The organism is Paracoccus beibuensis, assembly GCF_026162625.1.
GTDB classification, from domain to species: domain Bacteria; phylum Pseudomonadota; class Alphaproteobacteria; order Rhodobacterales; family Rhodobacteraceae; genus Paracoccus; species Paracoccus beibuensis.
In genome coordinates this window covers 26,932-50,468 of sequence record NZ_JAOTBD010000016.1, presented here as the reverse complement: position 1 = coordinate 50,468, position 23,537 = coordinate 26,932, and the positions used below count along the sequence as shown (strand labels likewise).

The 23,537-nt window shown below is 59.9% G+C and carries 20 protein-coding genes; 13 read left to right on the top strand and 7 right to left on the bottom strand.

What is annotated here, in order from left to right; translation table 11 throughout:
• The first annotated feature begins 4 nt into the window (after positions 1–4).
• The 9 genes from OC159_RS11445 (at position 5) to tnpC (ending at position 7,642) form a co-directional block, all read left to right on the top strand.
• Entirely contained in the window at positions 5–673 is a 669-nt protein-coding gene (locus OC159_RS11445; protein WP_265501286.1) for a virB8 family protein, read from the top strand.
• Positions 670–1,383, top strand: a complete 714-nt coding sequence (locus tag OC159_RS11440; RefSeq protein ID WP_265501285.1) for a TrbG/VirB9 family P-type conjugative transfer protein — start codon at positions 670–672, stop codon at positions 1,381–1,383. The genes OC159_RS11445 and OC159_RS11440 overlap by 4 nt, the downstream gene beginning before the upstream one ends.
• The gene (locus OC159_RS11435; RefSeq protein WP_265501284.1) at positions 1,380–2,756 is read left to right on the top strand and encodes a TrbI/VirB10 family protein; all 1,377 of its coding nucleotides are present in this window, start codon (positions 1,380–1,382) and stop codon (positions 2,754–2,756) included. The genes OC159_RS11440 and OC159_RS11435 overlap by 4 nt, the downstream gene beginning before the upstream one ends.
• Complete coding sequence (locus OC159_RS11430) at positions 2,756–3,730, top strand: ATPase, T2SS/T4P/T4SS family (protein ID WP_265501283.1); 975 nt, start codon at positions 2,756–2,758, stop codon at positions 3,728–3,730. The genes OC159_RS11435 and OC159_RS11430 overlap by 1 nt, the downstream gene beginning before the upstream one ends.
• On the top strand, positions 3,727–4,149 hold the full coding sequence (locus OC159_RS11425; RefSeq protein WP_265501282.1) for a hypothetical protein: 423 nt from the start codon (positions 3,727–3,729) through the stop codon (positions 4,147–4,149). Before OC159_RS11430 ends, OC159_RS11425 begins: the two co-directional genes overlap by 4 nt.
• Positions 4,149–5,162, top strand: a complete 1,014-nt coding sequence (locus tag OC159_RS11420) for a type IV secretion system protein (protein ID WP_265501281.1) — start codon at positions 4,149–4,151, stop codon at positions 5,160–5,162. Before OC159_RS11425 ends, OC159_RS11420 begins: the two co-directional genes overlap by 1 nt.
• Positions 5,163–5,291: 129 nt before the next feature.
• On the top strand, positions 5,292–5,681 hold the full coding sequence (gene tnpA, locus OC159_RS11415) for an IS66-like element accessory protein TnpA (RefSeq protein ID WP_265501280.1): 390 nt from the start codon (positions 5,292–5,294) through the stop codon (positions 5,679–5,681).
• Entirely contained in the window at positions 5,681–6,031 is a 351-nt protein-coding gene (tnpB, locus tag OC159_RS11410) for an IS66 family insertion sequence element accessory protein TnpB (RefSeq protein WP_265501279.1), read from the top strand. The genes tnpA and tnpB overlap by 1 nt, the downstream gene beginning before the upstream one ends.
• Before the next feature lie 54 nt (positions 6,032–6,085).
• Positions 6,086–7,642: an IS66 family transposase gene (gene tnpC, locus OC159_RS11405; RefSeq protein ID WP_265501278.1), complete on the top strand. Its 1,557-nt coding sequence runs from the start codon at positions 6,086–6,088 to the stop codon at positions 7,640–7,642.
• On the opposite strand, the gene OC159_RS11400 is transcribed toward tnpC, so the two are convergent.
• The 6 genes from OC159_RS11400 to OC159_RS11375 all read right to left on the bottom strand — a co-directional run bounded on the left by OC159_RS11400 (position 7,634) and on the right by OC159_RS11375 (position 18,463).
• Positions 7,634–8,602, bottom strand: a complete 969-nt coding sequence (locus tag OC159_RS11400; protein WP_265501277.1) for an IS481 family transposase — start codon at positions 8,600–8,602, stop codon at positions 7,634–7,636. The genes tnpC and OC159_RS11400 overlap by 9 nt on opposite strands.
• Before the next feature lie 171 nt (positions 8,603–8,773).
• Positions 8,774–9,601, bottom strand: a complete 828-nt coding sequence (locus OC159_RS11395) for an abortive infection family protein (protein WP_265501275.1) — start codon at positions 9,599–9,601, stop codon at positions 8,774–8,776.
• A gap of 30 nt (positions 9,602–9,631) precedes the next feature.
• Positions 9,632–13,060 carry a class I SAM-dependent DNA methyltransferase gene (locus tag OC159_RS11390; protein ID WP_265501274.1) on the bottom strand — a complete coding sequence of 1,143 codons (3,429 nt, stop codon included), beginning with the start codon at positions 13,058–13,060 and terminating at the stop codon, positions 9,632–9,634.
• A 262-nt stretch (positions 13,061–13,322) separates the two neighbouring features.
• Entirely contained in the window at positions 13,323–15,557 is a 2,235-nt protein-coding gene (locus OC159_RS11385; protein WP_265501272.1) for a type IV secretory system conjugative DNA transfer family protein, read from the bottom strand.
• A gap of 12 nt (positions 15,558–15,569) precedes the next feature.
• Entirely contained in the window at positions 15,570–17,717 is a 2,148-nt protein-coding gene (locus OC159_RS11380) for a relaxase/mobilization nuclease domain-containing protein (RefSeq protein ID WP_265501270.1), read from the bottom strand.
• A 134-nt stretch (positions 17,718–17,851) separates the two neighbouring features.
• Positions 17,852–18,463 carry a helix-turn-helix domain-containing protein gene (locus OC159_RS11375; protein WP_265501268.1) on the bottom strand — a complete coding sequence of 204 codons (612 nt, stop codon included), beginning with the start codon at positions 18,461–18,463 and terminating at the stop codon, positions 17,852–17,854.
• A gap of 883 nt (positions 18,464–19,346) precedes the next feature.
• Here OC159_RS11375 and OC159_RS11370 point away from each other — a divergent pair.
• The 4 genes from OC159_RS11370 to OC159_RS11355 are packed head-to-tail and all read left to right on the top strand — an operon-like array spanning position 19,347 to position 21,875.
• On the top strand, positions 19,347–20,060 hold the full coding sequence (locus OC159_RS11370; protein ID WP_265501267.1) for a ParA family protein: 714 nt from the start codon (positions 19,347–19,349) through the stop codon (positions 20,058–20,060).
• Positions 20,060–20,836 carry a hypothetical protein gene (locus OC159_RS11365; RefSeq protein WP_265501266.1) on the top strand — a complete coding sequence of 259 codons (777 nt, stop codon included), beginning with the start codon at positions 20,060–20,062 and terminating at the stop codon, positions 20,834–20,836. The genes OC159_RS11370 and OC159_RS11365 overlap by 1 nt, the downstream gene beginning before the upstream one ends.
• 59 nt (positions 20,837–20,895) lie before the next feature.
• Positions 20,896–21,306, top strand: coding sequence for a hypothetical protein (locus OC159_RS11360; protein WP_265501265.1), 411 nt, complete (start codon positions 20,896–20,898; stop codon positions 21,304–21,306).
• 23 nt (positions 21,307–21,329) lie between these two features.
• Positions 21,330–21,875 carry a thermonuclease family protein gene (locus OC159_RS11355; RefSeq protein WP_265501309.1) on the top strand — a complete coding sequence of 182 codons (546 nt, stop codon included), beginning with the start codon at positions 21,330–21,332 and terminating at the stop codon, positions 21,873–21,875.
• 810 nt (positions 21,876–22,685) lie between these two features.
• On the opposite strand, the gene OC159_RS11350 is transcribed toward OC159_RS11355, so the two are convergent.
• Positions 22,686–22,835 (bottom strand): cupin domain-containing protein, encoded by a 150-nt coding sequence (locus OC159_RS11350; protein ID WP_322626728.1) that lies wholly within the window; start codon positions 22,833–22,835, stop codon positions 22,686–22,688.
• Positions 22,836–23,537 lie beyond the last annotated feature (702 nt).

Below are 23,537 nucleotides of genomic sequence, written 5' to 3'. Positions count from 1 at the left end.
AGCCATGAGCAACATCAAGGATGTGTTCGAGGAAGAACTGATCTACGGCGCGCGCGAGGAAGCCGCGATGTGGAAACGCGTTGCTTTCATCGCCAGCGGCTTCGGCGTGACCGGGTGCTTGGCTGCGGCTCTGGTGGCGTTGTTCATCGACAAGCCGCCTCCGGCTCTGGTGCCCTTCGATCCCTCTACGGGTGCGGCGCTGCCGATGGCGAATGTCGGCACGATCAGCTTGGCCGAACGTGAGGCTGTCATGCAGTCGCTCGTCTATGCCTATGTCCGTGACCGGGAAACCTATAACCGGCTCGACAATGATCTTCGGATCGAGGGCGTCTTTGCCCGCTCTACGGGGCAGGCCGCGCGCTCGCTTCAGGATCTGTGGAACGAGCAAAGCTCCGAGTTTCCGCCCAAGGTCTATGGAGAAAACGCGCGGATCGATGTGGCCGTGTCCTCGATCTCGGACATTGGCAACAACCGTGCGCAGGCCCGGATCACCAAGCGCCTGACAACGATCGACGGCATGACGGAAGGCACCTTTGTCGTCACGCTGGCCTATGACTACGATCCCTCGACGCTGCGCAGCCTTGATGGGGTCTGGTCCAATCCCTTCGGCTTCACGGTCAGCGATTACACTGTGGCAGCCGAACGCTTCCGGGGTGAAGGAGAAACGCAATGAAAGGGTGGCTGATCGGCGCTGCGCTTGGTGCGGCGACATGGGCGGCTCCGGCTCTAGCAGAAATAACGCCTGCGGCGGGCCGTCACGACTCGCGGGTCCGCAATGCGATCTACCAGGATGGGCAGGTCTACCGCGTGAACGTGGGCATGATGCGCGTAACCTCCGTGGAGTTCGGTCCCGGTGAGGAAATCGTCAGCATCGTGGCAGGCGATACCGAAGGCTTCAACTTCGACGGCGTTCCGGGCGGTCGGGCCTTGGTGGTCAAGCCGACCGTCGCGGGCGGCTCGACCAACATGACCGTTTATACCAATCGCCGGGCCTATTATCTGCAACTGCACGAGGCGGGGCAAAGGGCTGATTATGTGGTCCGGTTCGGCGGCGGCGTTTCCGCACAGGCACCGCGAACCGCCGCTGCGGAACCGCAGAATAAGCGGCTGAACCCGACAACGCCCTGGCATGGCTATGCGGCAAGCGAACGCAATGCCGCTCTGCCGACGGCGGTTTGGGATGATGGGGATTTCACCTACTTCCGCTTCCCACGCGGCGCGCAGCTACCCGCAATCTTCAAGACCTCGAACGGGCCAGAAAGGACCGTCAACAGCACCACCCTTTCTGATGGAACGATCCGTGTCAGCGGCATCAGTCCATATTGGGTGCTGCGGATTTCCGCGACCGAAACCGTCATCAAGCGTCTGGACCCCCGGCAATGAGCGAGCAAAACGAACACGAACTTGAGTCCGATGCCGCGCGCCTTGCCGCGGAAGTGCAAGAGTCGCGGGCGCATAATCGGCGCGGCAGGGGACCGGGTGGACAGAATAGTCTGCTTGTTGGGACAGCCCTTGCAACTGTCTGCGCTGGCATCATCGCCTTCATGTTCTGGCCTCAACCTGATCGTTTGGCACAGGCGGGGTTGCCGACAGGACAGCCCGATCAATTCCAAACCTCAAGCGAGGCACCGTTCCCCCGGATGCCCCTTCCGGTGCGGCAGGAACCTGAAGTGCCGGAACCTGATCCGGCCTTGCTGACGCAGATCGAGGAATTGCAGGCGGAAATCGAGCGGCTGCGTCAGCAGCCGCAGGAAGAAACGGAAATCGTCGTTGAGCCGGTTGAGGGCAATGATCCGCAGATCGACGCCCTGCTTGCGCAGGTTGCGGAACTGCAATCGACCATGAACCAGATGCAGCTTGATAGCGCGAGTGACCTTGCCGAGCGGGAACGGCAGCTTGCGCAGCTTCAGGCGCAGCTTGACGCAGCCCGCATTGCGGGTGGAAGCCCTGACCTGGGGGTGGATGACGGTATGGTGGACCGTCGCCTTGAGGCAGAAGAACTTTACCGTGCGCGGGTGTCCTCTCCCATGATCGCCTTCGGCGGTGGGGGCGCTGGCGGCGGCGGCGCAGGCGCGGCCGACGCCGCAGGCGTTTATCCTGATATGGAGGGAATAGACCCGAACCTTCGGCAGCAAAGCCAAAATGAACGGTTTGCCCGCCAGCAAGCCTCCCGTGCGGCAACGGAGCAGGCCAAGATCATCGCCAATCCGGCAAACACCGTCATGCAGGGAACGATGATCCAGGCGGTGCTGGAAACCGCGATCAACACTGACCTCCCCGGCGCAATTCGCGCCTTGGTGTCCGAGGATGTGCATTCCTTTGATGGCTCGCGCATCCTCATTCCGCGCGGATCGCGGGTGATCGGGGCATACAACGACAACACCGACCTGGGCCAGCGCCGTGCGATGATTGTCTGGAACAGGATCATCATGCCTGACAACCAGACTGTCGATATTGGCGCCTACGGGGGCGACGCCATTGGCCGCTCGGGTGTGAACGGCGTTGTGAAAACCCACTTTGGCGCGCGTTTCGGTTCCGCCGCTCTTATCAGTCTGGTTGGTATCGGACCTGCCCTTGCCCTGTCCGATGATGACGACGACAGCAACACCTCGGACATTGCCGATGCCTTATCGCAGAACATGACGGGGGCGCTACAGGGCACCTTGAGCGACTACCTGAACCGCAAGCCAACTATTGCGGTCGATCAGGGGTCGTTGGTCACGATCATGGTAGATCGGGACTTGGAGATTTTCTGATGAGCTGGCTTTCCCACAAGCTCGACCGCTTCAAGCCGTGGCTGGATGATCCAGCCACGGTTGAAGTGTCCGTCAACCCGGATCGAAGCATCTGGATACTGAAGCGCGGCGATGTGCATATGAAGGATACCGGAGAAAAGGTCGAAGCGGGCTTTGGTCACTCGCTCTCCAATCAAATTGCCGGCGAGAACCAGGCGCAGACTGGCCGCGACAAGCTGCTGGTTTCAGCAACCGTGTCCTACAATGACCGGCCGATCCGCGCACAAGCGGTCCTGGCCCCGGCTACGCCGCAGGAAGCGGCCTTGTCTTTCCGGCTGTTCGCCGCCTTGCCGATTGATGAAATCCAACTGAAGTTTCTGCATGGCAAGCAGGTGGCCTTGGATGAGGAACGGAAAAAGCGCAACGCAAGTCTTGCGGAGTTGGTAGGAGGCGGCGACCTGATGACGGCGCTGCGCTTCTGTGTCGATCAGAAGCTGAACATTCTGATTTCAGGCGGAACCGACACCGGCAAATCCGTGGCGCTGAGGAAGATCATTTCCATGATCGGGCGCGACGAACGGATCATCACCATTGAGGACGCCCGCGAGCTGTTCCCGGCGCAGCCCAACACGGTATCCCTGATTGCCGAACGCGGCGGCACGACCAGGACCACCGACATGCTTCTGGAAGCCACGCTTCGGATGAGACCGGACCGCCTGATCGTGGGCGAGGTTCGCGGTAAGGAAGCCATGACGTTTCTCGAAGCCGTCAACACCGGACACGGCGGCTCGATGACGACCATTCATGCGGAAACGCCCGAACTGGCGCTTGACCGGCTCGCGATTGCCGCTGGCCGCTCGGATGTGCGGATGAGCTACACGGATCTTCGCAGCTATGTGTTGCGCACCATCGACGTGATTATCCAGACAGGGCGCATTGGTGAAACGCGCGGCATCGCGCAGGTCTACATTCCGACGATAGGAGAAGCCGCATGAAGTGGATGATTGCTGGTATCTTGGCCCTTTCGGCCTCTGCGGCTTCGGCCGACAGCTACATGACCTTCTCGAATGGTGGCGACACTCAGGAAGTCGGAACATACAAAACTCCTGGTGGTTGCGATGCCCCTCGCCCTCCCGAAGTTGAAGATCGACGGGTACAGGGTGTGAGTGCGCTGCGGTTTCTCGAAAGTGCTTACATTCATCAAGTCGCGGCTGGCATTGAAGGGGCGGATGGAGAATGTTCTTGCGAGTTGAGGTATCCCGCTTGGGATGCAGCTTTGAAGGAGCTGGAAGATCGGTTCATCCACCTGCCCGATACGGGAAGCAGCGCATGGGTGAGAGACTATGCGAGGACGGATCGGAGTCGTCTGACGCGGGAAGTCAATAACCTCTGCAGAGGACAAGGGGTTCGCTAATGGGCGTTATTGAGGAATTTGTCGGACGCGCCCAAGGGCAGCTTGACGATGTTGCGCAGTCTAGTTTTGGCGCTGTGCTGGATGGCATGGGGAACCTTACCGCAGTCATGGCGACCTTGGCCGTGATCATGATCGGCGTGAACATGATCTTTCAGTATCGACCCATGTCAGCCGGGGCGATCATCGTCACCTTTATAAAGCTGATTGCCATAGGCAGCATTGGCTTGGTGTGGGGCCAGTTCAACCAGATCTCCAGCGCCGTTGAGGGCGGCATCAACAGCATAGCTGCAAATCTTCTGGGGCAATTCGGAGGTTCGGAAGTTCCGGCTAACAATCTCGCCGGTGCAATGGATGCCTTCATTGCCGATTTTGCTGACAAGGCTAATCAGGTCATGGAGCCAATGGGGTGGATGGCGGGCGCGATCATGAGCGTGGTTGTGTTCGTCAGCATGGGGAGCCTTGCTGCGCTCGCCGCGCTCCTGCTGATTTTTGGGAAGGTGATGGTCACGATCTATCTTGGCATTGCGCCCATTTTCATCGCCCTGAGCATGTTCGAGGTGACAAAAGATTACTTCAATAGGTGGCTACAAGGAGCGGTCAGCTATATGCTCTATCCGCTAGTTACAGCTGTCATGCTCGGCGGGCTGATCCGCATTGTGATGGGCTACATGGGCACGCTGAACACGTCGATGACTGAAAGCATATCCGACTTCATCCCCTTCATCGCCTGCATGGTCATAATGACGGTCTGCACCCTCTGCATTCCAATGATCGTCAGTTCCTTGAGCGGCATGATTATGGCCGTAACGCCGACGCAGGCAGCTTTGGCGGCGGCAGGCGCAGGTGGAGTCGCTGCGTTCGCGGGAAAAAAGGTCGCCGCCAGCGGCGCGGCTCGCACCGTCTCTGCCGGAGCAAGCAAGGTTGCAGGTGGAGCCCAAAATTACGGGGATCTCGCAGTAGCCGGCTCACGAGACTTGGCGCATCGAATAGCAGCGCGCAGCTCGAAGTATTAAGTGTCACATCCCACGTGATTGTATGGCCGCTTCTTGAAGAGCTCCGTAAGCGTTTCCTGCCTCCCACCTTCCGGCTCTCATCCTGATAGGTTCTTTGGACCTTGGTGATTGTTGGAATGGATTTTCTCCATGGAGACTACATTGGAGGTTCTCCCGGTTGGCGGACGCGGCCGGCGCAACCGGAAGTGGCCTGATGAGGTGAAGGCCCGGATCGTGGCGGAAACGCTGACGCCGGGTATTACGGTGAATGCCGTTGCGCGGCGTCATGGTGTTCCAGCGAACCACGTTTCGGCCTGGCGCACGTTGGCGCGGAAAGGGCGTTTGGTGCTGCCAGCGCCGGAGGATCCGGTGGAATTTGCATCTTTGTTGATTGGCCCGGTTGGTGATGGAGCGAGTTGTGTCGTGGGCGCTGCAGACCGGCCTGAGATCGTCGCAGGCGCGGTGGCGATCCGTCTGGAAACCGGAGCCTCGGCCGAGCGGATTGCGTCGGTCGTGCGCGCCTTGGCTGCCAGCCAATGATGTTCCCGTCCAACCGGGTGCGGGTTCTGGTCTCGACGCAGCCTGTGGACTTCAGGAAAGGCCATGATGGCTTGGCGGCAATTGTGTCGTCGGTGCTGCGCAAGGATCCGTTCACCGGCACGGTGTTTGTGTTCCGTTCGCGTCGGGCTGATCGGCTGAAGCTTTTGTATTGGGACGGCACCGGCCTTGTGATGGCTTACAAGCGGCTGGAGAATGCAACCTTCACTTGGCCCGCCATCAGGGACGGGGTGATGGCGCTCAACCATGCCCAGTTCGAGGCGCTGTTTGCCGGGCTGGACTGGCGCCGCGTCAAGGCGCTGGAAACACGCCCGCCTGCTGCGGCTGAATGAATCAGCCGCTTGATTTTGCATGCTTCTGCCGGAGGTTCTTGATAAAATCAGGGCATGTCCGCCGCCTCCGTTCTTGACCTTTCCGCCATTCCCGACGCGCAGCGCGCGGCGGTTCAGGCGTTGCTGGCAGAGGTGGCGGCCCTCAAGGATATCACCAGACGCCAAGAGCATCTGATCGCCGAGCTGAACCATGCGCTGCATGGCAAGCGGTCGGAAAAGCTGTCTGAGGATGAGCGGCAGCTGAGCTTCGAGGACCTGTCCATCGCGCTGGCCGAGGTCGAGGCAGCGAAGGCAACCCGTGCCGCCAAAGCGGGCGATGGGGCGGGCAGACCCGCGCCGAAGCGCACCATCGGCAATCTTCCGGCCGCGCTGCCGCGCATCGAAGAGGTCATCGAACCCGCCAGCCTGATCTGTCCCTGCGGCTGCGGTGTCATGCACAAGATCGGCGAGGATCGCAGCGAACGGCTGGACATCGTGCCTGCGCAGCTGCGCGTCATCGTCACCGTGCGCCCAAAATATGCCTGCCGGTCCTGCACCGACGGCGTCACTCAGGCCCCGGCACTCTCCCACCTGATCATGGGCGGGCTACCGACCGAGGCAACGCTCGCCCATGTGCTGGTGAGCAAATATGCAGATCACCTGCCGTTATACCGCCAAAGCCAGATCCTGGCGCGGGCGGGCCTTGATCTGCACCGCGCCGTTCTGGCCGATTGGGTCGGCAAGGCCGCATTCCACCTGACGCCAGTGGTGGACCGGCTGGCGGAGCACCTGAAACGGTCGGGCAAGCTATTTATGGATGAGACTACTGCCCCAGTGCTGGACCCGGGGCGCGGGACGACAAAGACCGGATATCTCTGGGCACTGGCGCGCGATGACCGGCCCTGGGGCGGCGAGGACCCGCCCGGCGTGGTCTACTTCTATGCCCCCGGCCGCGCAGGCGAGAATGCTGAAACCTTCCTGACCGGCTTCGATGGCACCCTCCAGATCGACGGTTACACGGGCTACAACCGGCTAACCAAACCCTCGCGCAAGGGCGGTGCCCCCATTCGGGTCGCGCATTGCTGGGCGCATGCAAGGCGCAAACTGAAGGAAGTCTTCGACCGCGATGGCTCCGAGATCGCTGCTGAGGGGCTGCGCCGCATCGCCGAGTTCTACGCCGTTGAAGCCGACATCCGCGGTGTCTCGCCCGGCCAGCGCCTCTCGGCCCGCCAAGCCCGCACCGCACCGCTGGTGGCCGCCTTCGGCGGCTGGCTGCAGGCGCAACGCCGCAAAATCTCCACCAAATCCCGGTTGGGCGAAAAGCTGACCTACATCCATAACCACTGGGAGGGCCTGCAAGCCTTCCTGACCGACGGGCGCATCGAGATCGACTCCAACAGGGTCGAAAATCTGATCCGCCCCATCACCCTCAATCGCAAAAATGCGCTCTTTGCAGGTCACGACGAAGGCGGCGTTGCTTGGGGCCGCATCGCCTCGTTGATTGAGACCTGCAAGATCAACGGCGTCGAACCCTTCACCTACCTTAAGGCCACCCTCACGGCGATCGCCAACGGCCACCCGCAAAACCGCCTCGATGACCTGCTACCGTGGAACTTCAAGCCGTCAAGCTAAGCCGACAGTGGGTGCCAGCGACCGCTTACAGAGCTCCGGCCTTTGTTTCTGCCAATCCTTGAGCGCGTCGATGGGCGTTTGACCCTTCAGCACTGATTGCGGGAGCTGACCGTTGTAGAGGCGGACATATCGCAAGATTGTCTGCTCCAGATCTTCGCCGCTGTTGAAGTGGTAGCTTTGCAGGACGTCCTCAATCCGGCCGTTGAAGCGCTCAACCATGCCATTGGTTTGCGGGTGCATCGGCGGAGCCAGGCGATGCTCGATGCCAAGGTCGGCACAGAGGCGGTCGAAGTCGTGGTTGCCCGTGGCAGCACGCTTTCGCAAGCCGAAGAGCCTGTCGGTGAACTCTTTGCCGTTGTCCGTCAGCACCCGCGTGACCTTCATCGGCGCAGCGCGCTCCAGGTCGCGCAGGAAGCGGCGCGCGTTGGCCGCCGTCTTCGCCGGATAGATGCGCACGAAGACCCACCGCGTGGCACGGTCGATGGCGACGAACAGATACCGGCGGCGGTCCTCGTCTGCCATCTGCGGCAGGTATTTCACGTCGACATGGAGGTAGCCCGGCTCGTAGGCCTTGAACGGCTTGTGCGCAGGCCGCGGCACGACGGGCCTGAGTGCGCGCAGGTTACCCGCCCCATGCCGACGCAAGCAGCGGTCGAGCCCGGAGCGCGAGACGTGCGGGTTCAGGAACTCGCGCACCACCGACAGGAGGTCGTCGAGCGGCAGCAGCAGGGTCTTGCGCAGGGACACCGCCACCGCCTCCTGCGCCGGCGTCAGCGTGGTCTGCAACCGATGAGGGGTGTGGCTGCGGTCGTCGACGCTGTCCCGGCTCCGCCACTTCCAGACTGTCTGCTCGGAGATGCCGTAGCGCTCCGCCACCTTCCAGGCGGGTTCTATGCTCGCCTGGATCGCAGCCCGGATCTTCGGCGTCGTCGTCGCCTGCTTGTGAAGAGAGATCAGCATGCTCGCCTCCCGTCTCGAACCTCGCGCAGGACCGATCTTGCCATGAAGAACCCGGTCCGACGAGGGTCAATGTGATCATCCGGGATAGGACAATTAAGAAGTCAGTCGCTTCCAAGAATTGCCCAAAAGGCTGTTTTCCGGTCCACACATTTGCCTCTGCAGCTGGTCTAATCACTCTATTAGCTCAAGAATGTAGGCGGCAACTGTGTGGGCTGAATGAATAGCTAACCGTGCATGGCGAGGTTTGATGTTAATACTCTGACGTTGTTCCTCTGAACGACCGTGTGCGCTGCTCTTAGTGTTCCGTAGATGGGCAATCCCGTCCACGATGCTGTGTAGCCCTGAGGCAATTTTCTTCAGGTCCTTGTTGTCCCAATCTGCTGCGCGAAGCCCTATCTTAGCTGCAGCAAGCCTCCATAGGTCGGCAAGAGCATCGCCGCTTTTATATGCGACATGCTTATGATCGAGATATGCCTTCAATGTTGCCTCAAGGACATTTCCTGCATACTGAGCAGCCGCGTGAGGATCTTGCTCAATCATCGTGAACGCGCGCCTAATCTCTATATCTACGGAAGTCAGGCCGTGTTTTTTTACACTTTCATCTAGCGACAATGTTGGAACTGCACCGCCCTTCGCGATGGTGCCACCACGAAGATAGGTCAAAGCGTCGCGAGCGAGCGCCTCTCGTACCCGACCCTTCTCGGCCTCCAGTTTGGCCGCATAGTCAGTACTATCCATCCAGAACATTTTGTTCTCAACCTGCATCTCCATGAAGTCATCAAGAATCAGACCCAAAACTTTGAGCGGCTCCGGAGACTTTGCGTTTGTCTGGCGAAGCCACGCCTGCACCTTTGTGGCCTTGCTACCATCCGGTATAGGTTCGGGCGCTCCAGCCGTCAGGAACAAGGAGTCGATACTTGCCTGAGTATAGCGATCAGGAAGTATCTGACTCAGGAGACCAATAATCGCCGTCGGTATTCTATCAGGCAGTTGTACCATCAGAAGTCTCACTTGCTTTTAGGATAAGCGTCAGGCCGCGAAACGTCCGTTCTCGATCAGGCGAGCCTGTCCTAGGGCGGTGAGGCTTTCCAGCAGGGGTTGCACCGATGCCGCGCGTCCACGCTTGAACTGGCGGGCGACCTGCTCGGGCGTGGCCTCTCCCATGTCCGACAACACGGCGCGGACGGCGGCGATCTGTTCAGGCAGGGCCTTGGGCCACAGCGCCTTGTCAGCAGTTTCGGCCACGGCCACGGCCAGCTCGGCCTGTTTGCCCTTGGCGACGGCGGCATGTCCGGCAGGGTTCTGGTAGTCGGGGCGAAGCCAGCGGACATGGCCTGCCGCTTCCTCGGCAAAGCGGGCGCGGTTCAGATCGACCAGCCGCATCAGGATCGTTTCGTCATCGGGATCGTCGGCCCAGCCATAGGCAGCGGCAACCTCGGCGTCGATGCTGTCGTGGATGCCCTTCAGGATGCCAACAAGGCCCTGATCGTAGATTTCCTTGTCCTTGCCTTCGATCCGCCCACCCGCCCTCAGCTTTTCCAGCACGTTGTAGAGGGCCGTCAGGGTCAGCTTGGGGTGAGCCGCCTGCTGCGCCTTGCGATGCGCGTCGAGTTCTTCGCCCAAGGCGCGCAGGCGGGTTTTCTGGACATCGGTGGCGTCGGGGAAGGGGAAGGGGTCGAAGCAGACTGAATGGTTGTAGACAGGTCGGTCTTCAAGCGTTCCTCCTGATTTCCTTGCCCAAACCCCGTGCACCGAACTTGATAAAACTGCTAAACACCATGCATCTGCTAATGCAATAACACGTAACTTTTGGTCAGGGAGAATGCCTGAGTTAAGGAAAGAAAAGGTTCTATGTTTTGCTGTTTCAACAGTGGCGATATAACGCGGCAGACCCTCCAATGCCTGCCTCATTCCATGGCGTGCTTCCCCGAAAAGCCACCATTTCTCACGATGACCCTTACGCGCCACATGCTCACGTGAGGGCCGAACGGCATCGTTCACGTGCTGAAAAAGGATCGGATATGACATCTTGGCCTGTTCGCGCGAGAAACCAAAAAAATCAATGATCAGCCGGTCATACCGCCCGGTGATCAGATTATCTCCGTTCATGTAGCGTCGGATAACTGGTGGTAAGTTTCTGATGTCATACCCCCACGCTGATACTTCAGAGCGGGAGATGACAAAGCCAAGACCAACCGGAATGACGCCCATGAATCCAAGGCCCTGATTGCTGCCGAGTTGCTTAGCCGCTGCCACGTCCGCGCCGATCCGCAGGTTGGCGTGAATCTTGCCTACCTGCCCGGATAGGGTCACGGGCCGCCCCTCGGCTTCGCGCTCGCCCCGGCGTTCGTCGGTGATGGTGAACAGCCGTCCCGGCTGCGATCCGGGGACTGCAACGGTCATGGCAATCCGCACCGCCGCGCCGTCGTCCGCATCGACCCACGGGTGGTCGGGGATGGCAAAAGCCAGCGACAGCGGTTTCTTCAGGTCGGCCAAATGCGGTTCCAGCACGCGCCGATTGAATATCATTGTCAGAGAATTGGTCGTGATGAAGCCGTAGCGCCGGGTCTTGCCCGCCCGCGTCGCCAAGGCCGCCTTTTCCCACCAGAACATCACGAAGTCGGCGCTTTCGGGCATCTTGGGATAGGCCGCGCGCAGCGCCTCGGCATAGCCGTCGCCCAGGGCCTCGCGCATCCGCTTGTTGCCGATAAAGGGCGGGTTGCCCACGATGAACTCGGCCTCGGGCCATTTGGCCGGGCGGGGCTTGAGGTAATCCAGAACCTGCACCCGCGCGGCCGGATCGGGCACGGCTTCGCCCGTGACCGGATGGCGGATGGTGGACACCCCGTCCCAGCGGGTCACCGGCCCGCCCGCCGCGTCCGTCCGGGGGCGGGTGCCGTCATAGGCCAGAACGGCGTCACGGTTCTCGATGTTGCGGAAGTCGCGCAGGACAGGTTCGGACGGGCTGGCCTTGCCGTGGGTGCGGAAATGCCATTGCAGATAGCCGATCCACAGCACCAACTCGGCCACGGCGGCGGCCCAAGGGTTCACCTCCATCCCGAGGAACTGGTGCGGGTCCACGGTGTGGCCTGCCAGTGCCAGCGCGCCCTGATCCTCGCCCAGCTCTCGCAGCAGGGCCATGACCTCGCCTTCAAGGCGCTTCATCAGCTCCAACGCGACGTAGAGGAAGTTTCCCGATCCGCAGGCCGGGTCTAGCACCCGCACCTCGGACAGGCGCTGGTGGAAGGCGCGCACGGTCTGGCGGGCGTCGTTCAGCTTGTCCTGCGCGGCCAGCGTGACGGCAGCGGCCTGCACATCGCGCCATTCGGCGCGCAAAGGCTCAATCACCGTGGGGTTCACCAGCCGTTCGACATAGGCGCGCGGCGTGTAATGCGCCCCCAGCTTGTGGCGCTGGCGTGTGTCGAGGGCGCGTTCCAGCAGGGTGCCGAAGATCGCGGGTTCGACCTCGCGCCAGTTGTGGGACGCGGCCTGGATCAGCAGGCCAAGCTGCATTTCAGATAGGGGCAGCGCGGTCGCGTCCTTGAACAGGCCGCCGTTGAAGCGTTTGAGATCACATGACAGCGCCGGGGAAAAGCCGCCCGTGTTCATCGTCTCCCACAAGCTTTGCAACATGGGGGCGGCGTGTTCGGGATGCCCGCGCCGATCCTTGAGCAGCTTGGTGAAGGCGTTTTCGGGGATGAGCTGCACGTCCTCGGCAAACATCGTGAACAGGGCGCGCATCAGGAAGCGGGCCACGGCATCGGGCGCGTGGCCTTGCGTCTCAAAGGACTTGCCCAGCTCGGCCAGATGGCCCGCCACCTGCCGTGTGACCTGGGCGCTGACGCGCGTCGGATCGAGGCTATGGGGGTCGTTCCAGATGGCGCGCAGACGGGCAAGGGTTGCCTCGTCGCGCAAATCGTCCAGCGTGATACGGTAGCGGTTACCGTCCGGGAACTGCGTGTAACCCTGCCCTTGGCCGGAGAAGTCGGCATAGACCTCAATCACATGGCCCACGTCCACGATCAGCAGGAACGGAGGCCAGCCATCTTCGCGCGCCACGGCGCGGGCATATCCGTCAGCTTGGTTGCGGGCGCGGAGCATGGTGTCGTCCCACCGCCTTGACCCCCGAACGCCATGCCCTTGCCGTTGAACGGTTGGCGTATCAGGAAGCAGCGTAAGCTGGTTCTCGTCCGTCGTAGCCGCTCCCGTGCCCTGCTTGGCCTCCATGATGAAGGAGCCTCGGCGGTAGAGGTCGATGAAGCCGCGGGATTTCGTGCCGGTGTGGATGAAGGTCACGGGCCGCTCAAAACGATAGTCGTCGTTCTGGGCGTTGGCCGTGGCGGGCTTGGGGGCCGGAACGTCCAGAAGCTGCGTCAGCTCAATGGCGAACTGTTGGAAATTGGCTCGTTCGCTGCCGCCTGACGTGCTCCAGCGGGCAATAAAATCTTCAATCTTCAAACTGCTCTCCACCCCTTAACGCAATCATAGATATCTCTTCGAGCATGCACTGGCATATGAAATCGAACATGTCGTTGATCTGCTTAGCGGGTTCCTAAGAGCTGGCAAAGTAGGCGAAATTTCCGGTGTTCGTGTGAGATGGCCTAATAGGTGCTGAACTTTTTGCCCTCTTACCAGTCCATTGACAGAGAATAAGTCTGCAGTAGCCGCGCAACAAAAAGACCGGTGCGAGCACCGGCCTTTTCCGTTGTCGTTGGGCAAGTCAAACAGCGCGCGCCTTGGCCTCTGCAATCTTTGAAGTCATGCTGTCTATCCGCAGGTGTGCCGCTGCCGCGTCCTCAAAGGAAACCTGCACTGGTGATCCGCTGACCTCGGGCAATGGCAGGGCGTTCTGACGCTCCTTGCCACGGCGGCGCAAGCGAGCGGCTTTCTTCTGAAGATCGGTGGGCTTGGCTAGTGGTGCGGGCTGTTCCGCCTCGGAGGCTTGACCGCCCGGCAGATCGAAAGTCTGTTGGACTCCCGCATCCTCGATCGCAGGCGCGGCTTTCTTCTGAAGATCGGTCGCCTCGGCCAAAGGAGCGGGCTGTGGGGTGGGCTGTTCCGCCTCGGAGGCTTGACCTTCCGACAAGTCAGGAGCCTGCTGGCCGTCCGCATCCTTAATTGCAGGCGCGTCCTTGTCCGAGGCAGGTTGAACCCACCCTGCTTCGGCGGCTTCTGCGTCGCGCTTCTCGGCCGCGCGGGCCTGGGCATCGGCTTTGGCCTTCTCTGCGTCAGCTTTCTGCGCGGCCAGATCGTCGGTTGTCTCTATATACTTGTAGTCGGCTTCGGTGATCGTGTGCGGCGGGGTCGGCAGCGGCGAGTTGAAGTTTTGGCTTTCGTAGAGTTCCTGATAAGCCGTGTCGTCGTAATACATCAGGCGCTTTGCCCGGATGGGCATGTCGGCGTCTACAACAATAATGACTTCATCATCGGGCAGGCGGCGTGCCTGGTCGCGCGTCAACAGAGGGTGTTCCTCGGTGCGCTCGGAAATGTTGTTGGAAAATAGGCCATCCTTGATGTTCTTAGATTTACTCACGACACGCTTGGTCGTCATGCCAACGGCATCGGATAGTTCGGCAATCGTGTCCGGTTCACTCGGGGTCAGGTAAAGCTTGATCCCGGCACCGCCTTGCAAGGTTTTCCGCACCTGCTCCCCATAGACCACATCGAGGTCGGGGATGGTCTGCGTAACCAGAGCAAGGTTGCCACCGTAGCTGCGCAGAAGGGAAATGCTCTCGGCCACGATGGGCATTCGCCCAATGCGCTGAAACTCGTCCATCAGGATCAGCACAGGAAAGGGCTCGTCCTTGCGCGGCTCGTGATCCTGCAGGGCTGCAATCAGGTCAGCGAAGAACAGCCGGATCAGCGGCGCTATAGTCGGAATATCGTTGAACGGAGTTGTGAGATAGACAGTCTGCGGCTTCTTGCGGAACGTGGAAAAATCGAAATCGCTGGCGTCTGTAACCGCGCAGGTATGCGGGTTTGCCCATGCCTCCATACCTGCCGACGACAGCACCGAGATGTAGGCCGACAGAGTTTTTTCGGTCGTACCCCCCATCTGCTCAAAAATGACCTTGGCGCTCCGGTCCTTGACAGTCTTTGCATAAGCTTTGAACTTGGCATTGTAGTCCCCGCCTCCAAACGCAAGCTTGTGAATGCGCCCCAAAGTCAGGTCCCCTTGCTCATAGGCAAGAATACCGCAGGCGACGAAAATCTGGCGGCTGTTAGGCAGGAAGCTTGCGGCTGAACTGTCGTCGGCCTGCAAGAACAGGGTCGCGATCTTTTCCAGCTCGGCCATGCGCTTCGCAGGATTGGAGTAGGTCGTGATCCGCGCCAATGGATTGTAGCGGAAAGACGGTTCATCGAAATCGCGCGGGCTGAACCGATAGACTGTCTGGCCCATCTTCTGCCGAAACCGTGCGGTGGCCTCGTAGTTTTCGCCCTTCACATCGAGGACCACTGCGCTGCCCTTGTAGGATAGAAGGTTCGGGATGACGAAACCCACGCCCTTGCCTCGTCCTGTCGGCGCCACCAGCAGGCAATGCGGAAATTTGCCCGACACGATGTAGTTGCCCTTCTTTTTCGGCCCTGTCGTCTTGGCGAGGACGAACCCTGTCCGGGCATCACCGAAGAAGTTTTTCCGCCTCATCTCGCGAGCGGTCATCCAGTGGGTCGTGCCAAAGCGCGTTAACTGCTCCTGGACAACGCGACTAGAGGCAAGCAAGCCAGCGCAGAAGAATCCGGCGATGATGGTGTTGACGATAACCCATCGCTGCGGCTGCTGCTCCTGAAGCGCAGCGTAGTTGCGAACAAGCCAAAGGAAGTCAGGTTCTGCGTGACCGAACCAGAATTGAACAACCCCGGTCGCCACAACATATCCGATAGCGGCCGCAGTGGCGGAAATCAGCGAGACACCGCCAGCCAATCGCATTCGAATTGTCAGTTTTTCGGTCGCCATCCCCTGCCCTCCTTAAAGCTCGTGTCCGTCATCGCGGCCACGCTCGCGCCGCGCTTCCGCTTCGCGTGCGGTCTCCCGCTCAAGCGTGTCTTGATGCTCGGCCTTGCGGTCGATCTCCATCATGTCGCGGTCCAACTGCACGGCGCTGATGGCATCGGACCGGTCCAGGCCACGGCTTTGCTCTGCCTCAAGATACTTTTCGGCCATGTCCAGACGTTCGGCCTTGTCCGGCACAATGTCTGACAAAGCATCGCTATTACCCGCGCGCAGCTCATGCACGGCATCCTTGCCTGCAACCTGCTCCACAATCTCGGTCAGGCGCTCTTGCTGCTCGGGGGTCAAATTATCCCGGCCAGCAAGGTCACGTGCCTCTGCGATCAGTGCTTGGCGTTCCTCGATGCTCGAAACCAGGTCGCGGTTGTCGGCCAGATCGGGGACAGCACGCTCGGCCGAAACGCTACGCTCTGAAACAGCCCGGTAGGTCGCGGCCAGATCCTCGTATGCCTGCCGCGATCCATCTTCCGTCGCCATGTCATAGCCCCGTGCTGCTGCGAGGTTCTGTGCATCAACGGCAACCCAATGGGCTTCCAAGGCGGCGGAACGGGCCTCAATGTTGACGCGCGCCGCGACTTCCGCCGCATCAATACCAGTTCCTTCAAGTGCCGCCGAAAGCTGGCTGCGATCCATTGCGGCAATCGCTTCGCGGTGGCCGTCCGCGTAAATCGTTCCTTGCGCAGGGTCGGTGTATTCGGCGCGATCAAGACCAGTGGTCAGGCGCTCCACATCGCGAACGGCTGCAAAATACTGCGCCTCGACCTCGGGGCGGTCGGCAGGGGCAAGCTGTGGAATGGTATCACGCACTTCTGCCAGTTTGTCGCGGGCTTCCTCAATGACTGTAAGGGCCTTGGCTGTATCTGCCGCCAGTTCGTCCTCACGCGGCATCCCGAGGCTGCTCCGAACGTCATCCTCAATCTCCATGCTGCGCTCTGAGATATAGGCTTTGCTGTAGCCTTCAGACCGCAGACGCGCAACTTCGTCCTGGATGCCTTGCAATAGCAGGTCATCGCGGCTGGCCTCGTTCAAGTAACGGGCTTCCGGCATGGCGTTCCTCCTTACTTTCTCAAAAGTCTCTGGGGTCAATGACAGCCCGCGTTCCAGCAAATCGGCAGCGGCGGCGAAGCCGCGCGACAGCGCGGAAAAGCCGTCCGCAAAAGCGGCAGAAAGCGAGCGATACTCAGCCGCATGGGCCAAGACCTGTTCGCGCTTCCACTCCATGCTGTGCTGTTCATGGGAGGATGGCGCGGGTTCTTCACGGCTGCTGGTTGCAATCCCCCGTTCGGGAAGCTCAACAGCCCATTGGTTCCTGTGTGTCTCGATGGTGCGGCCGTCCCGAGTCTTGACCTGAACGGCCTCTTTGCCCTCATGGGTGATGCGAATGGCATCGCCTTTTTCGGCTCCGCTTTCACCTATGACCGGGCCAAGCTCCTTCCCCCAAAGGGTCTTGATGCCCTGCGGGGACTCTACCGTCACAAAGTAGCTGATCCGCTCTTTCGGATTGTTCTGATAATGCGCTGTGCCGTGGTCGATCAGCGCCCCGGCAAGGCCGCGGACGGCAGGCGCACGGTTCTTGCCCTGCTCGTTGTCGTCGGTGATGCCCCGCGAAAGCTTGCTGCTGTTGACCATTTCGATGCCGTGGGCGGCGGCATGGGTGACAATGGTATCCTTCACCCGGTCGTAGGTGAACTCGCCATTGCGAGCGAAGTAAAACCATTCGCCTTCGGCGTTCTTGCGGTCCACGACGATATGGACATGAGGAATGCCGGTATCGGTGTGCAGCGCCGCAATGTAGTTGAACCGGCTACGGCCCTGATCGAAGACGTCATAGCAGGTGGAGCGCATGATTTCGGCCACCTTCTCGGGGTCGGTGCCGCGCGGAAAGCTGGCAACCATGTGCATCGAGTGCCCGGCCTTAACTCTGCGATCCCATCCTTCCGCCCATTCCTCTGCAATCGCGTCGGTAAAATGCTCCGGCAGGTGTTCCAGTCGGTCATATTCCTTGTTGGGGTCGATGATATGTTCGGCCTTGCCAAGCACATAGCCAAGCTGCGCAGCCAGACCCATCGATCCCTTGCATCCACCGTTGGGAACGACCTTGAACATGACCTGGGGAAGCCCTCGGACGTTCCCCGTTGCGCGGCCGGTCCGCCCCGTCCGTACGCGAAAGGTGTCACGCCCTGCCCCGCCGCCCCGGTTCTTGGCCCAATCAAAACGACCAATGACAAAATTGGCTTGGCTCATGAGTCACCGCCACGGCGCAAAATCGTCTCGACACGCGCCTTTCGCCGCTTCGCAGCATGGACAAAAAGCCGGTCAACGTCCTTCGCCAGCGCCTTCAACGCGCGCTCGGATGCCTCGATCTGCGCTTGCTGGTCCCGGCTGGGAGAGGCGCGGCCCTGCATCCGGGCCTCGCGATTGAGGTGGGCCGCGATCTGATTGAGGTTTCCACCCACGGCTTTGATCTGCCGTGAAAGGTCAGTCATGGCCTCCACCAAGTCAGGGTCAGGCTCCAAAAAGCCCGCCGCCAACCGCAGAACACGACGGCCGAGGGCCGCGCGGGACAGGCCGAGGCGACCGGAAAGCACGTCCAATGCCGCCCGCTCATCTGGCGTGAGGCGGATCGTAACACGGGCGGAGTCCTCTGAGGGCTGCCCAGGGCGGCCATTTTTCTCGATGGCCCGATACACGGTAGGCCTCGAAACCCCGTATCGCTTGGCAAGCGATGTAACGCTTTCGCCACGCTGGTAGGCGGCGAAAATCTCCCTGCTTTCGCTCGCCGAAAGCCGCCGTCCAGTTCCTTTTGGGGAGTGTAACGCTGCCAAATTACATTTCCTGCTACAGTTCCTCATAACCTAGTGCTTTTGAGCGCCGCTGACAAGCGAATTGCCGTGCAAAAAAGCTTCTTGCTTAGGAGTCCGCTGCGGTAAGCGGAGCGAAGGCTGAGGGTGCGAAGCGCCATCAGCCCGAACGCCCTTGGGCGTGAGCCGCTGGTCGATTTGGCCCCTCAAATCGACCTTGCCGACGCTAGACCCAGGGCGCAGCCGGTCGATGCCAAAGCGCATGTGCTGCCAGAGCGGCGCAGAGCGCCGTACAGGCAGCATCCTGGGGCGCCCCGCTACCCCAGTGGCCGGAATGTCCTTACGCCACTCTATGGCCCTCTGAGGGAGCCTCTGCTCATCTACAGGTCAGGCAGCTCCACTCGCTTCGTTGTGGCCGTCCGTCACGGCAGCTTATCCATAAGTCAATACGGCACCGCGTCCACACGTCTGCATGTCCATAGGTCACTACGGCCACAAGTCCATATGTCAGCAGGTTCTTACGGCCCTACGTCATAACGGCACTGCGTCACGATGTCTGTACGTCTCCACGTCCAATGGGCTGTAAGTCCGTTCGTCCGTAAGTCATAGCGTCCTTACGTCCTCGGGTCAGTAAGTCACTATGTCCATACGGCTTTATGGCATCATGTCAGAACGTCATAACGTCCTCACGTCCCAAGGGCCATAGGTCAGCGCGTCCATACGGCGTAGCGTCCTTACGTCCATAGGTCACTACGTCTCTATATCTTGATGGCCGGACGTCCGTGTGTCATCATGTCAAAATGGCCGTGCGTCCATAAGGCACTACGTCATTGTGTCACTACGGCCTCGCGTCCCTATGTCATCACGTCCTTGACAGCCTCACACACGTTGTCGCACATACGGTACAAACAGTTTTGTATATACAGGCGGAACCATGCTGACGATTTCTTTGGTGGGTCAAAAAGGCGGTGGCGGGAAAAGCACTGTCTGCTGGATACTCGCACAGGCCATTCTAGCCCGCTCAGATGAACCAAAGGTTTTGCTTGTCGAGACTGACAAGCAGGGATCGACTGAAGGCTTCGTTACGGCGGCGCTTGACGCCTATCCTGAGCTGTCGGAACGGCTGTTCAGCGTCAAGGCATCGAACGGCGAAGAACTCTATGATCTTCTCGTCCAAGCGGAAGAAACTAACGTTGCCTTCGTTCTGGTCGATACGGAAGGGCGGCACAGCGATTTCCCGCGTGATGTTATGTCCATGTCTGACCGGATTATAATTCCTGTCAAACCCGTGATTCACGAATACCGCAGCCAGCTCGCAACGGTCGCCACTTATGAAGCTCTGCGGACTTCCTTTGAAGCTGAAGGCGAAGAAGTCGCACCCTGTGGCCTTCTGCTGAACAACTATAAGCCGTCGCAGCGCCTCACGGTCGAACAGGCAGAGGCTTTGGAAGAGATCACCAACCATTCAATGATCCTGCCTTTCTTCATGCCGCACCGGAGCAACTATGAAACGCTCGGCCGTGGCCGCATTTTGGCTATGGAAAGACAGGCATTGACCGGGGCAGGGCAGGGGTTAGCCCGCAAGCATCTGGACACTGACATAAACGAGGCGAACACCATCCTCGCCGCTATCGAAGGAATGAAGTGATGGCTGAACTTGGCAAGTTCAAAGACAGGAACGCCGAGCGACTCAAGAAGGCCGAACGCTTGAAACGCGCGCAGTCGGTCAAATTGCCTGACCCGATGGTAGGCTATGCAAAGTCAGATACGGCACCGGTCGAGACGCCCAAAACTGACGACGTGCCCCCGCAGCCTGCCGCAGAGCAAGTGCACGCCGGGGCGGCAAGCGCACCTGAACCCGCCAAGCATGACACTAAGGTTGTGACACCGCCTGCTCGGGCGACCGAGCCGGTCCAGGAACTGGCGACGGAGCCTGCCCGGAAGCCGGAGCCAGTGCGGGAGCCAGAACCAGAACCGGAAGATAAGCCTGCACCGGTAGATGAACCGGCACCGGACGACAAGCCAATAAAGAACAGTAAGCCGGCGGCAGTGGAAGAAGCGACACCAGAGGCTCAAGCCGTGGTGGCGAAGCTGACATTTCAGTTCTCAGAAGCAATGCTTCCGCGTGTTGAAGCATTGGCAAAGAAGCTTGGGGTGAAGCCGCAGGCCATACTTATGAAAGTGGCAAAGGGGCTGAAAGTAACTCCCGATGATTTCACTGTTGCGGAGGCAAAGCGCCGTGCGGGGCCTCTGTTCCGTCATGCTATCGGTATCCCCGAGGACAGCGCAAAGGCATGGCTTAAAGCACAAGATCCGCTCAACCTAGCCGCTCGGCCTGGCTCAGTGCTGCGCAAGGTAGCACTCAATGCTTTTGATCGTGCGGCCGATGATCTGCTGAAGCAACTCGAAGTCGAAACAGCATAACGCTATTCATTGCAGCGTGTTAGCGTCGCTTCGAATTTTTGCCGATGAAGGAGATTAGGATGAAGATTTTTGCCGCTTCTATGCTGGCGCTCGGCGCTTCGGTTCTGCCAGTGAGCGCAGCGCAATGGCAGTCCGAGGAAGTTAAAGGTATATTTTCACACACCGTCCAAGACGGCACGGCACGTCTAGAGGTCGTGTGCGATCCCGAGGGGCTTTGGACGCCACCAGAGTTTCATGTTGTTGCCACGGAGAATGGGCGATTCATGGAAGGCGATACTGTGGAAGTCCGGACAGACGCCAAAACGATGACCTATTCCCTATCCGGAGGCTCGATCCTTGGTGAGACGGCCGAAGAATGGAATGAGCTTATTGCTGCCATTGGCAAGCCTGGAACGATTACGTTCAGCGCAACCGGCAAGGAAGTGACCTTCAACATAGAGGGCTCACTGCCGGCTGATTGTGTCAGGTAGACGTGGCAGGACAGACAAGGGTGATGCGCAAGGCTCGTTTCGGACCAGGGGCGGCTATCGGTGCCGTTTTGATGGTGGCAATCCTCGCCGGACTGGCTGACGAATGGGACGATGAAGCACGGGAGGTATTCTCGCCGCTTACAAGGGACGATTTTCAAATTATTGTCGGACAGGCGCGCGTCGTGGATGGCGACACTCTCGATGTGAACGGTGCACCCGTTCGTCTGTTCGGCATTGACGCTGTTGAAAAAGGCCAGTTGTGCCAGGACACCGAAGGCTATGACTGGAACTGCGGGCATCGGGCGGCTGATGAATTGGCCCGGAAGCTGGAAGGGCGCGAAGTGCGATGCGTCGTGAAGGACACAGATAAATATGATCGGGCTGTGGCCGACTGCGAAGCAGGGGGCCTGAGCCTGAACTATTGGGCTGTTAGGAGCGGATGGGCGGTCGCCTATACCCGCTATAGTCGTGCCTATGAAAATGCCGAAGCTGAAGCGCGTGCAGATGGAACTGGGATCTTCGCAGGGGCCTTCATGGAACCACAGGAATGGCGGGCAAAGCATAAATAGGCAAAAGGCCGCGCTGTCTGCATGGGCCTTCTGCCTGACTGGCGGCGCAGTCGGAAAGGGTGCCCGGATACGGGTTGGCAGGACCATAGCGAACTCCGTCCTGCTCGAAACAACCTGAAAAGCCGCAGAGCCAAGCGCGATGCGCTTTGGTTCTAGCCATCAAGCGGCGTAGCCAACGCGGCATGGCGGCCGGAATGACCCATCAGATAGATGCGCAGATAGATATTCCTCATCATGGGCCATTCCTTTTCTTCAAGCTACAGGGGAAAGAGGCGGGCCGGAAGGTCCGCCCGGCGTTCAGGGGCGCGGCTTGTGATAGACACAATACCCGGTCGGGACGTTGGTGCCGGAACTGGCGAAGCTGCCTACAGGAAGATCATTCCACCGGCCAAGGATGGTGCCGTGGTCATAATAGGCGGTTGCAGGCAGGATGCAGACCAGGACGCCGCCCGGCTTTGTCGATTGTCACGCTGTTCTTCCTCAGCGCATGAACAAAGACAGAGGGTTAGGAACGCCCTCTGGCACTGGATATTCCTCCTTTGCCAGAAATACCTTCCTTCAACAGACACATGAGACCGATGCTGATGCTCACTTGCGTCCGATAAGGCAAGATTACCGGACACGAAGCATCGGGGAAGAGGGCGGCGGATTAGATGCTCGACGAGGTCAAACCGCCGGGCCGACGCAAAGGCTTATAAGGCCTCTTCGCTTCTATGACCGAATGGCCACCTTCCTTGCGCTTCTGTTGTGATGATCCGGCAGTCCTCCAGATGCTCAGCTGCTCCTCGGAGATTGCGCTCAAGCAGGGCTCTAGTGGCGGTCCATGTACTTGTTATCTGAAACCTTCTCCATCCAGGTCACAGCCGTGCCGTCGATGGTCTCCTGAATGGCGATGTGGCTCATGGCGGTATCGGGTGCGGCACCATGCCAGTGCTTTTCCCCGGAGGGAAACCAGACCACATTACGCTGTTGCTGTGGCGAACGTGGTTCGCCACTCCGTCGATGTCGATGGGGTCTCATGAGCCAATACGATGAGTGTAGCGGGGAGCCATGCTTGGCCTTCCTTGTGGTGATGCCCGTTCCGGTCTTGTGCCGATAATCGGTGGCAGGGGTCAGATAGTCCTGCCTTCAGAGAGGGGAAAAGTTGCATGAAAACAGTAAGGCTCATCCTCGATGCGAAGGTGGGCTTGCCTTTCCTGTCACAAAGGTCTGCCTCTGATAGGCCCCAGCCCAATCTCCAATGCGTGTCTTGATCCAGTCCGACATGTCGTGGCGCTCCTTCCTGTTCCGCCAGTGGCGAAGCCATCGCTGCTTTTCACTTTGGATGACTTCATGTCATCCGAAGGGCAAAGCAGGGTGGGCGCAGCCCGACCTGCGGCCGGACGGTGATCTGACACACGGGGCCGGAGCGGTGAAATTGGGAGGGACCCGCGCCCTGGCGTGGGAGGAACCGGATTTCTCCGTGGAGGCTGACGCGCAGCGGCACCAGAGCCCGTGTTCAGATCGCCGGCCGGATGGCAGGCGGAAAAGCGAAATGAAAGATCGTCAGCTGTGCCAGAGCGAAGCGGAGGCGCGGCTGTCCGCTGGATCAGCGATCGCGGTGCCCGCGATCACCATGCCCTTGAAAAAGCGGCCTCTCAGCTACAGACCGGCATCGACGCG

Excerpts from the sequence above, each read along its gene's own strand:
- OC159_RS11445 (WP_265501286.1), top strand. The coding sequence starts at position 5 with ATGAGCAACATCAAGGATGTGTTCGAGGAAGAACTGATCTACGGCGCG.
- OC159_RS11440 (WP_265501285.1), top strand. The coding sequence starts at position 670 with ATGAAAGGGTGGCTGATCGGCGCTGCGCTTGGTGCGGCGACATGGGCG.
- OC159_RS11435 (WP_265501284.1), top strand. The coding sequence starts at position 1,380 with ATGAGCGAGCAAAACGAACACGAACTTGAGTCCGATGCCGCGCGCCTT.
- OC159_RS11430 (WP_265501283.1), top strand. The coding sequence starts at position 2,756 with ATGAGCTGGCTTTCCCACAAGCTCGACCGCTTCAAGCCGTGGCTGGAT.
- OC159_RS11425 (WP_265501282.1), top strand. The coding sequence starts at position 3,727 with ATGAAGTGGATGATTGCTGGTATCTTGGCCCTTTCGGCCTCTGCGGCT.
- OC159_RS11420 (WP_265501281.1), top strand. The coding sequence starts at position 4,149 with ATGGGCGTTATTGAGGAATTTGTCGGACGCGCCCAAGGGCAGCTTGAC.
- tnpA (WP_265501280.1), top strand. The coding sequence starts at position 5,292 with ATGGAGACTACATTGGAGGTTCTCCCGGTTGGCGGACGCGGCCGGCGC.
- tnpB (WP_265501279.1), top strand. The coding sequence starts at position 5,681 with ATGTTCCCGTCCAACCGGGTGCGGGTTCTGGTCTCGACGCAGCCTGTG.
- tnpC (WP_265501278.1), top strand. The coding sequence starts at position 6,086 with ATGTCCGCCGCCTCCGTTCTTGACCTTTCCGCCATTCCCGACGCGCAG.
- OC159_RS11400 (WP_265501277.1), bottom strand. The coding sequence starts at position 8,602 with ATGCTGATCTCTCTTCACAAGCAGGCGACGACGACGCCGAAGATCCGG.
- OC159_RS11395 (WP_265501275.1), bottom strand. The coding sequence starts at position 9,601 with ATGGTACAACTGCCTGATAGAATACCGACGGCGATTATTGGTCTCCTG.
- OC159_RS11385 (WP_265501272.1), bottom strand. The coding sequence starts at position 15,557 with ATGGCGACCGAAAAACTGACAATTCGAATGCGATTGGCTGGCGGTGTC.
- OC159_RS11380 (WP_265501270.1), bottom strand. The coding sequence starts at position 17,717 with ATGTTCAAGGTCGTTCCCAACGGTGGATGCAAGGGATCGATGGGTCTG.
- OC159_RS11375 (WP_265501268.1), bottom strand. The coding sequence starts at position 18,463 with ATGAGGAACTGTAGCAGGAAATGTAATTTGGCAGCGTTACACTCCCCA.
- OC159_RS11370 (WP_265501267.1), top strand. The coding sequence starts at position 19,347 with ATGCTGACGATTTCTTTGGTGGGTCAAAAAGGCGGTGGCGGGAAAAGC.
- OC159_RS11365 (WP_265501266.1), top strand. The coding sequence starts at position 20,060 with ATGGCTGAACTTGGCAAGTTCAAAGACAGGAACGCCGAGCGACTCAAG.
- OC159_RS11360 (WP_265501265.1), top strand. The coding sequence starts at position 20,896 with ATGAAGATTTTTGCCGCTTCTATGCTGGCGCTCGGCGCTTCGGTTCTG.
- OC159_RS11355 (WP_265501309.1), top strand. The coding sequence starts at position 21,330 with ATGCGCAAGGCTCGTTTCGGACCAGGGGCGGCTATCGGTGCCGTTTTG.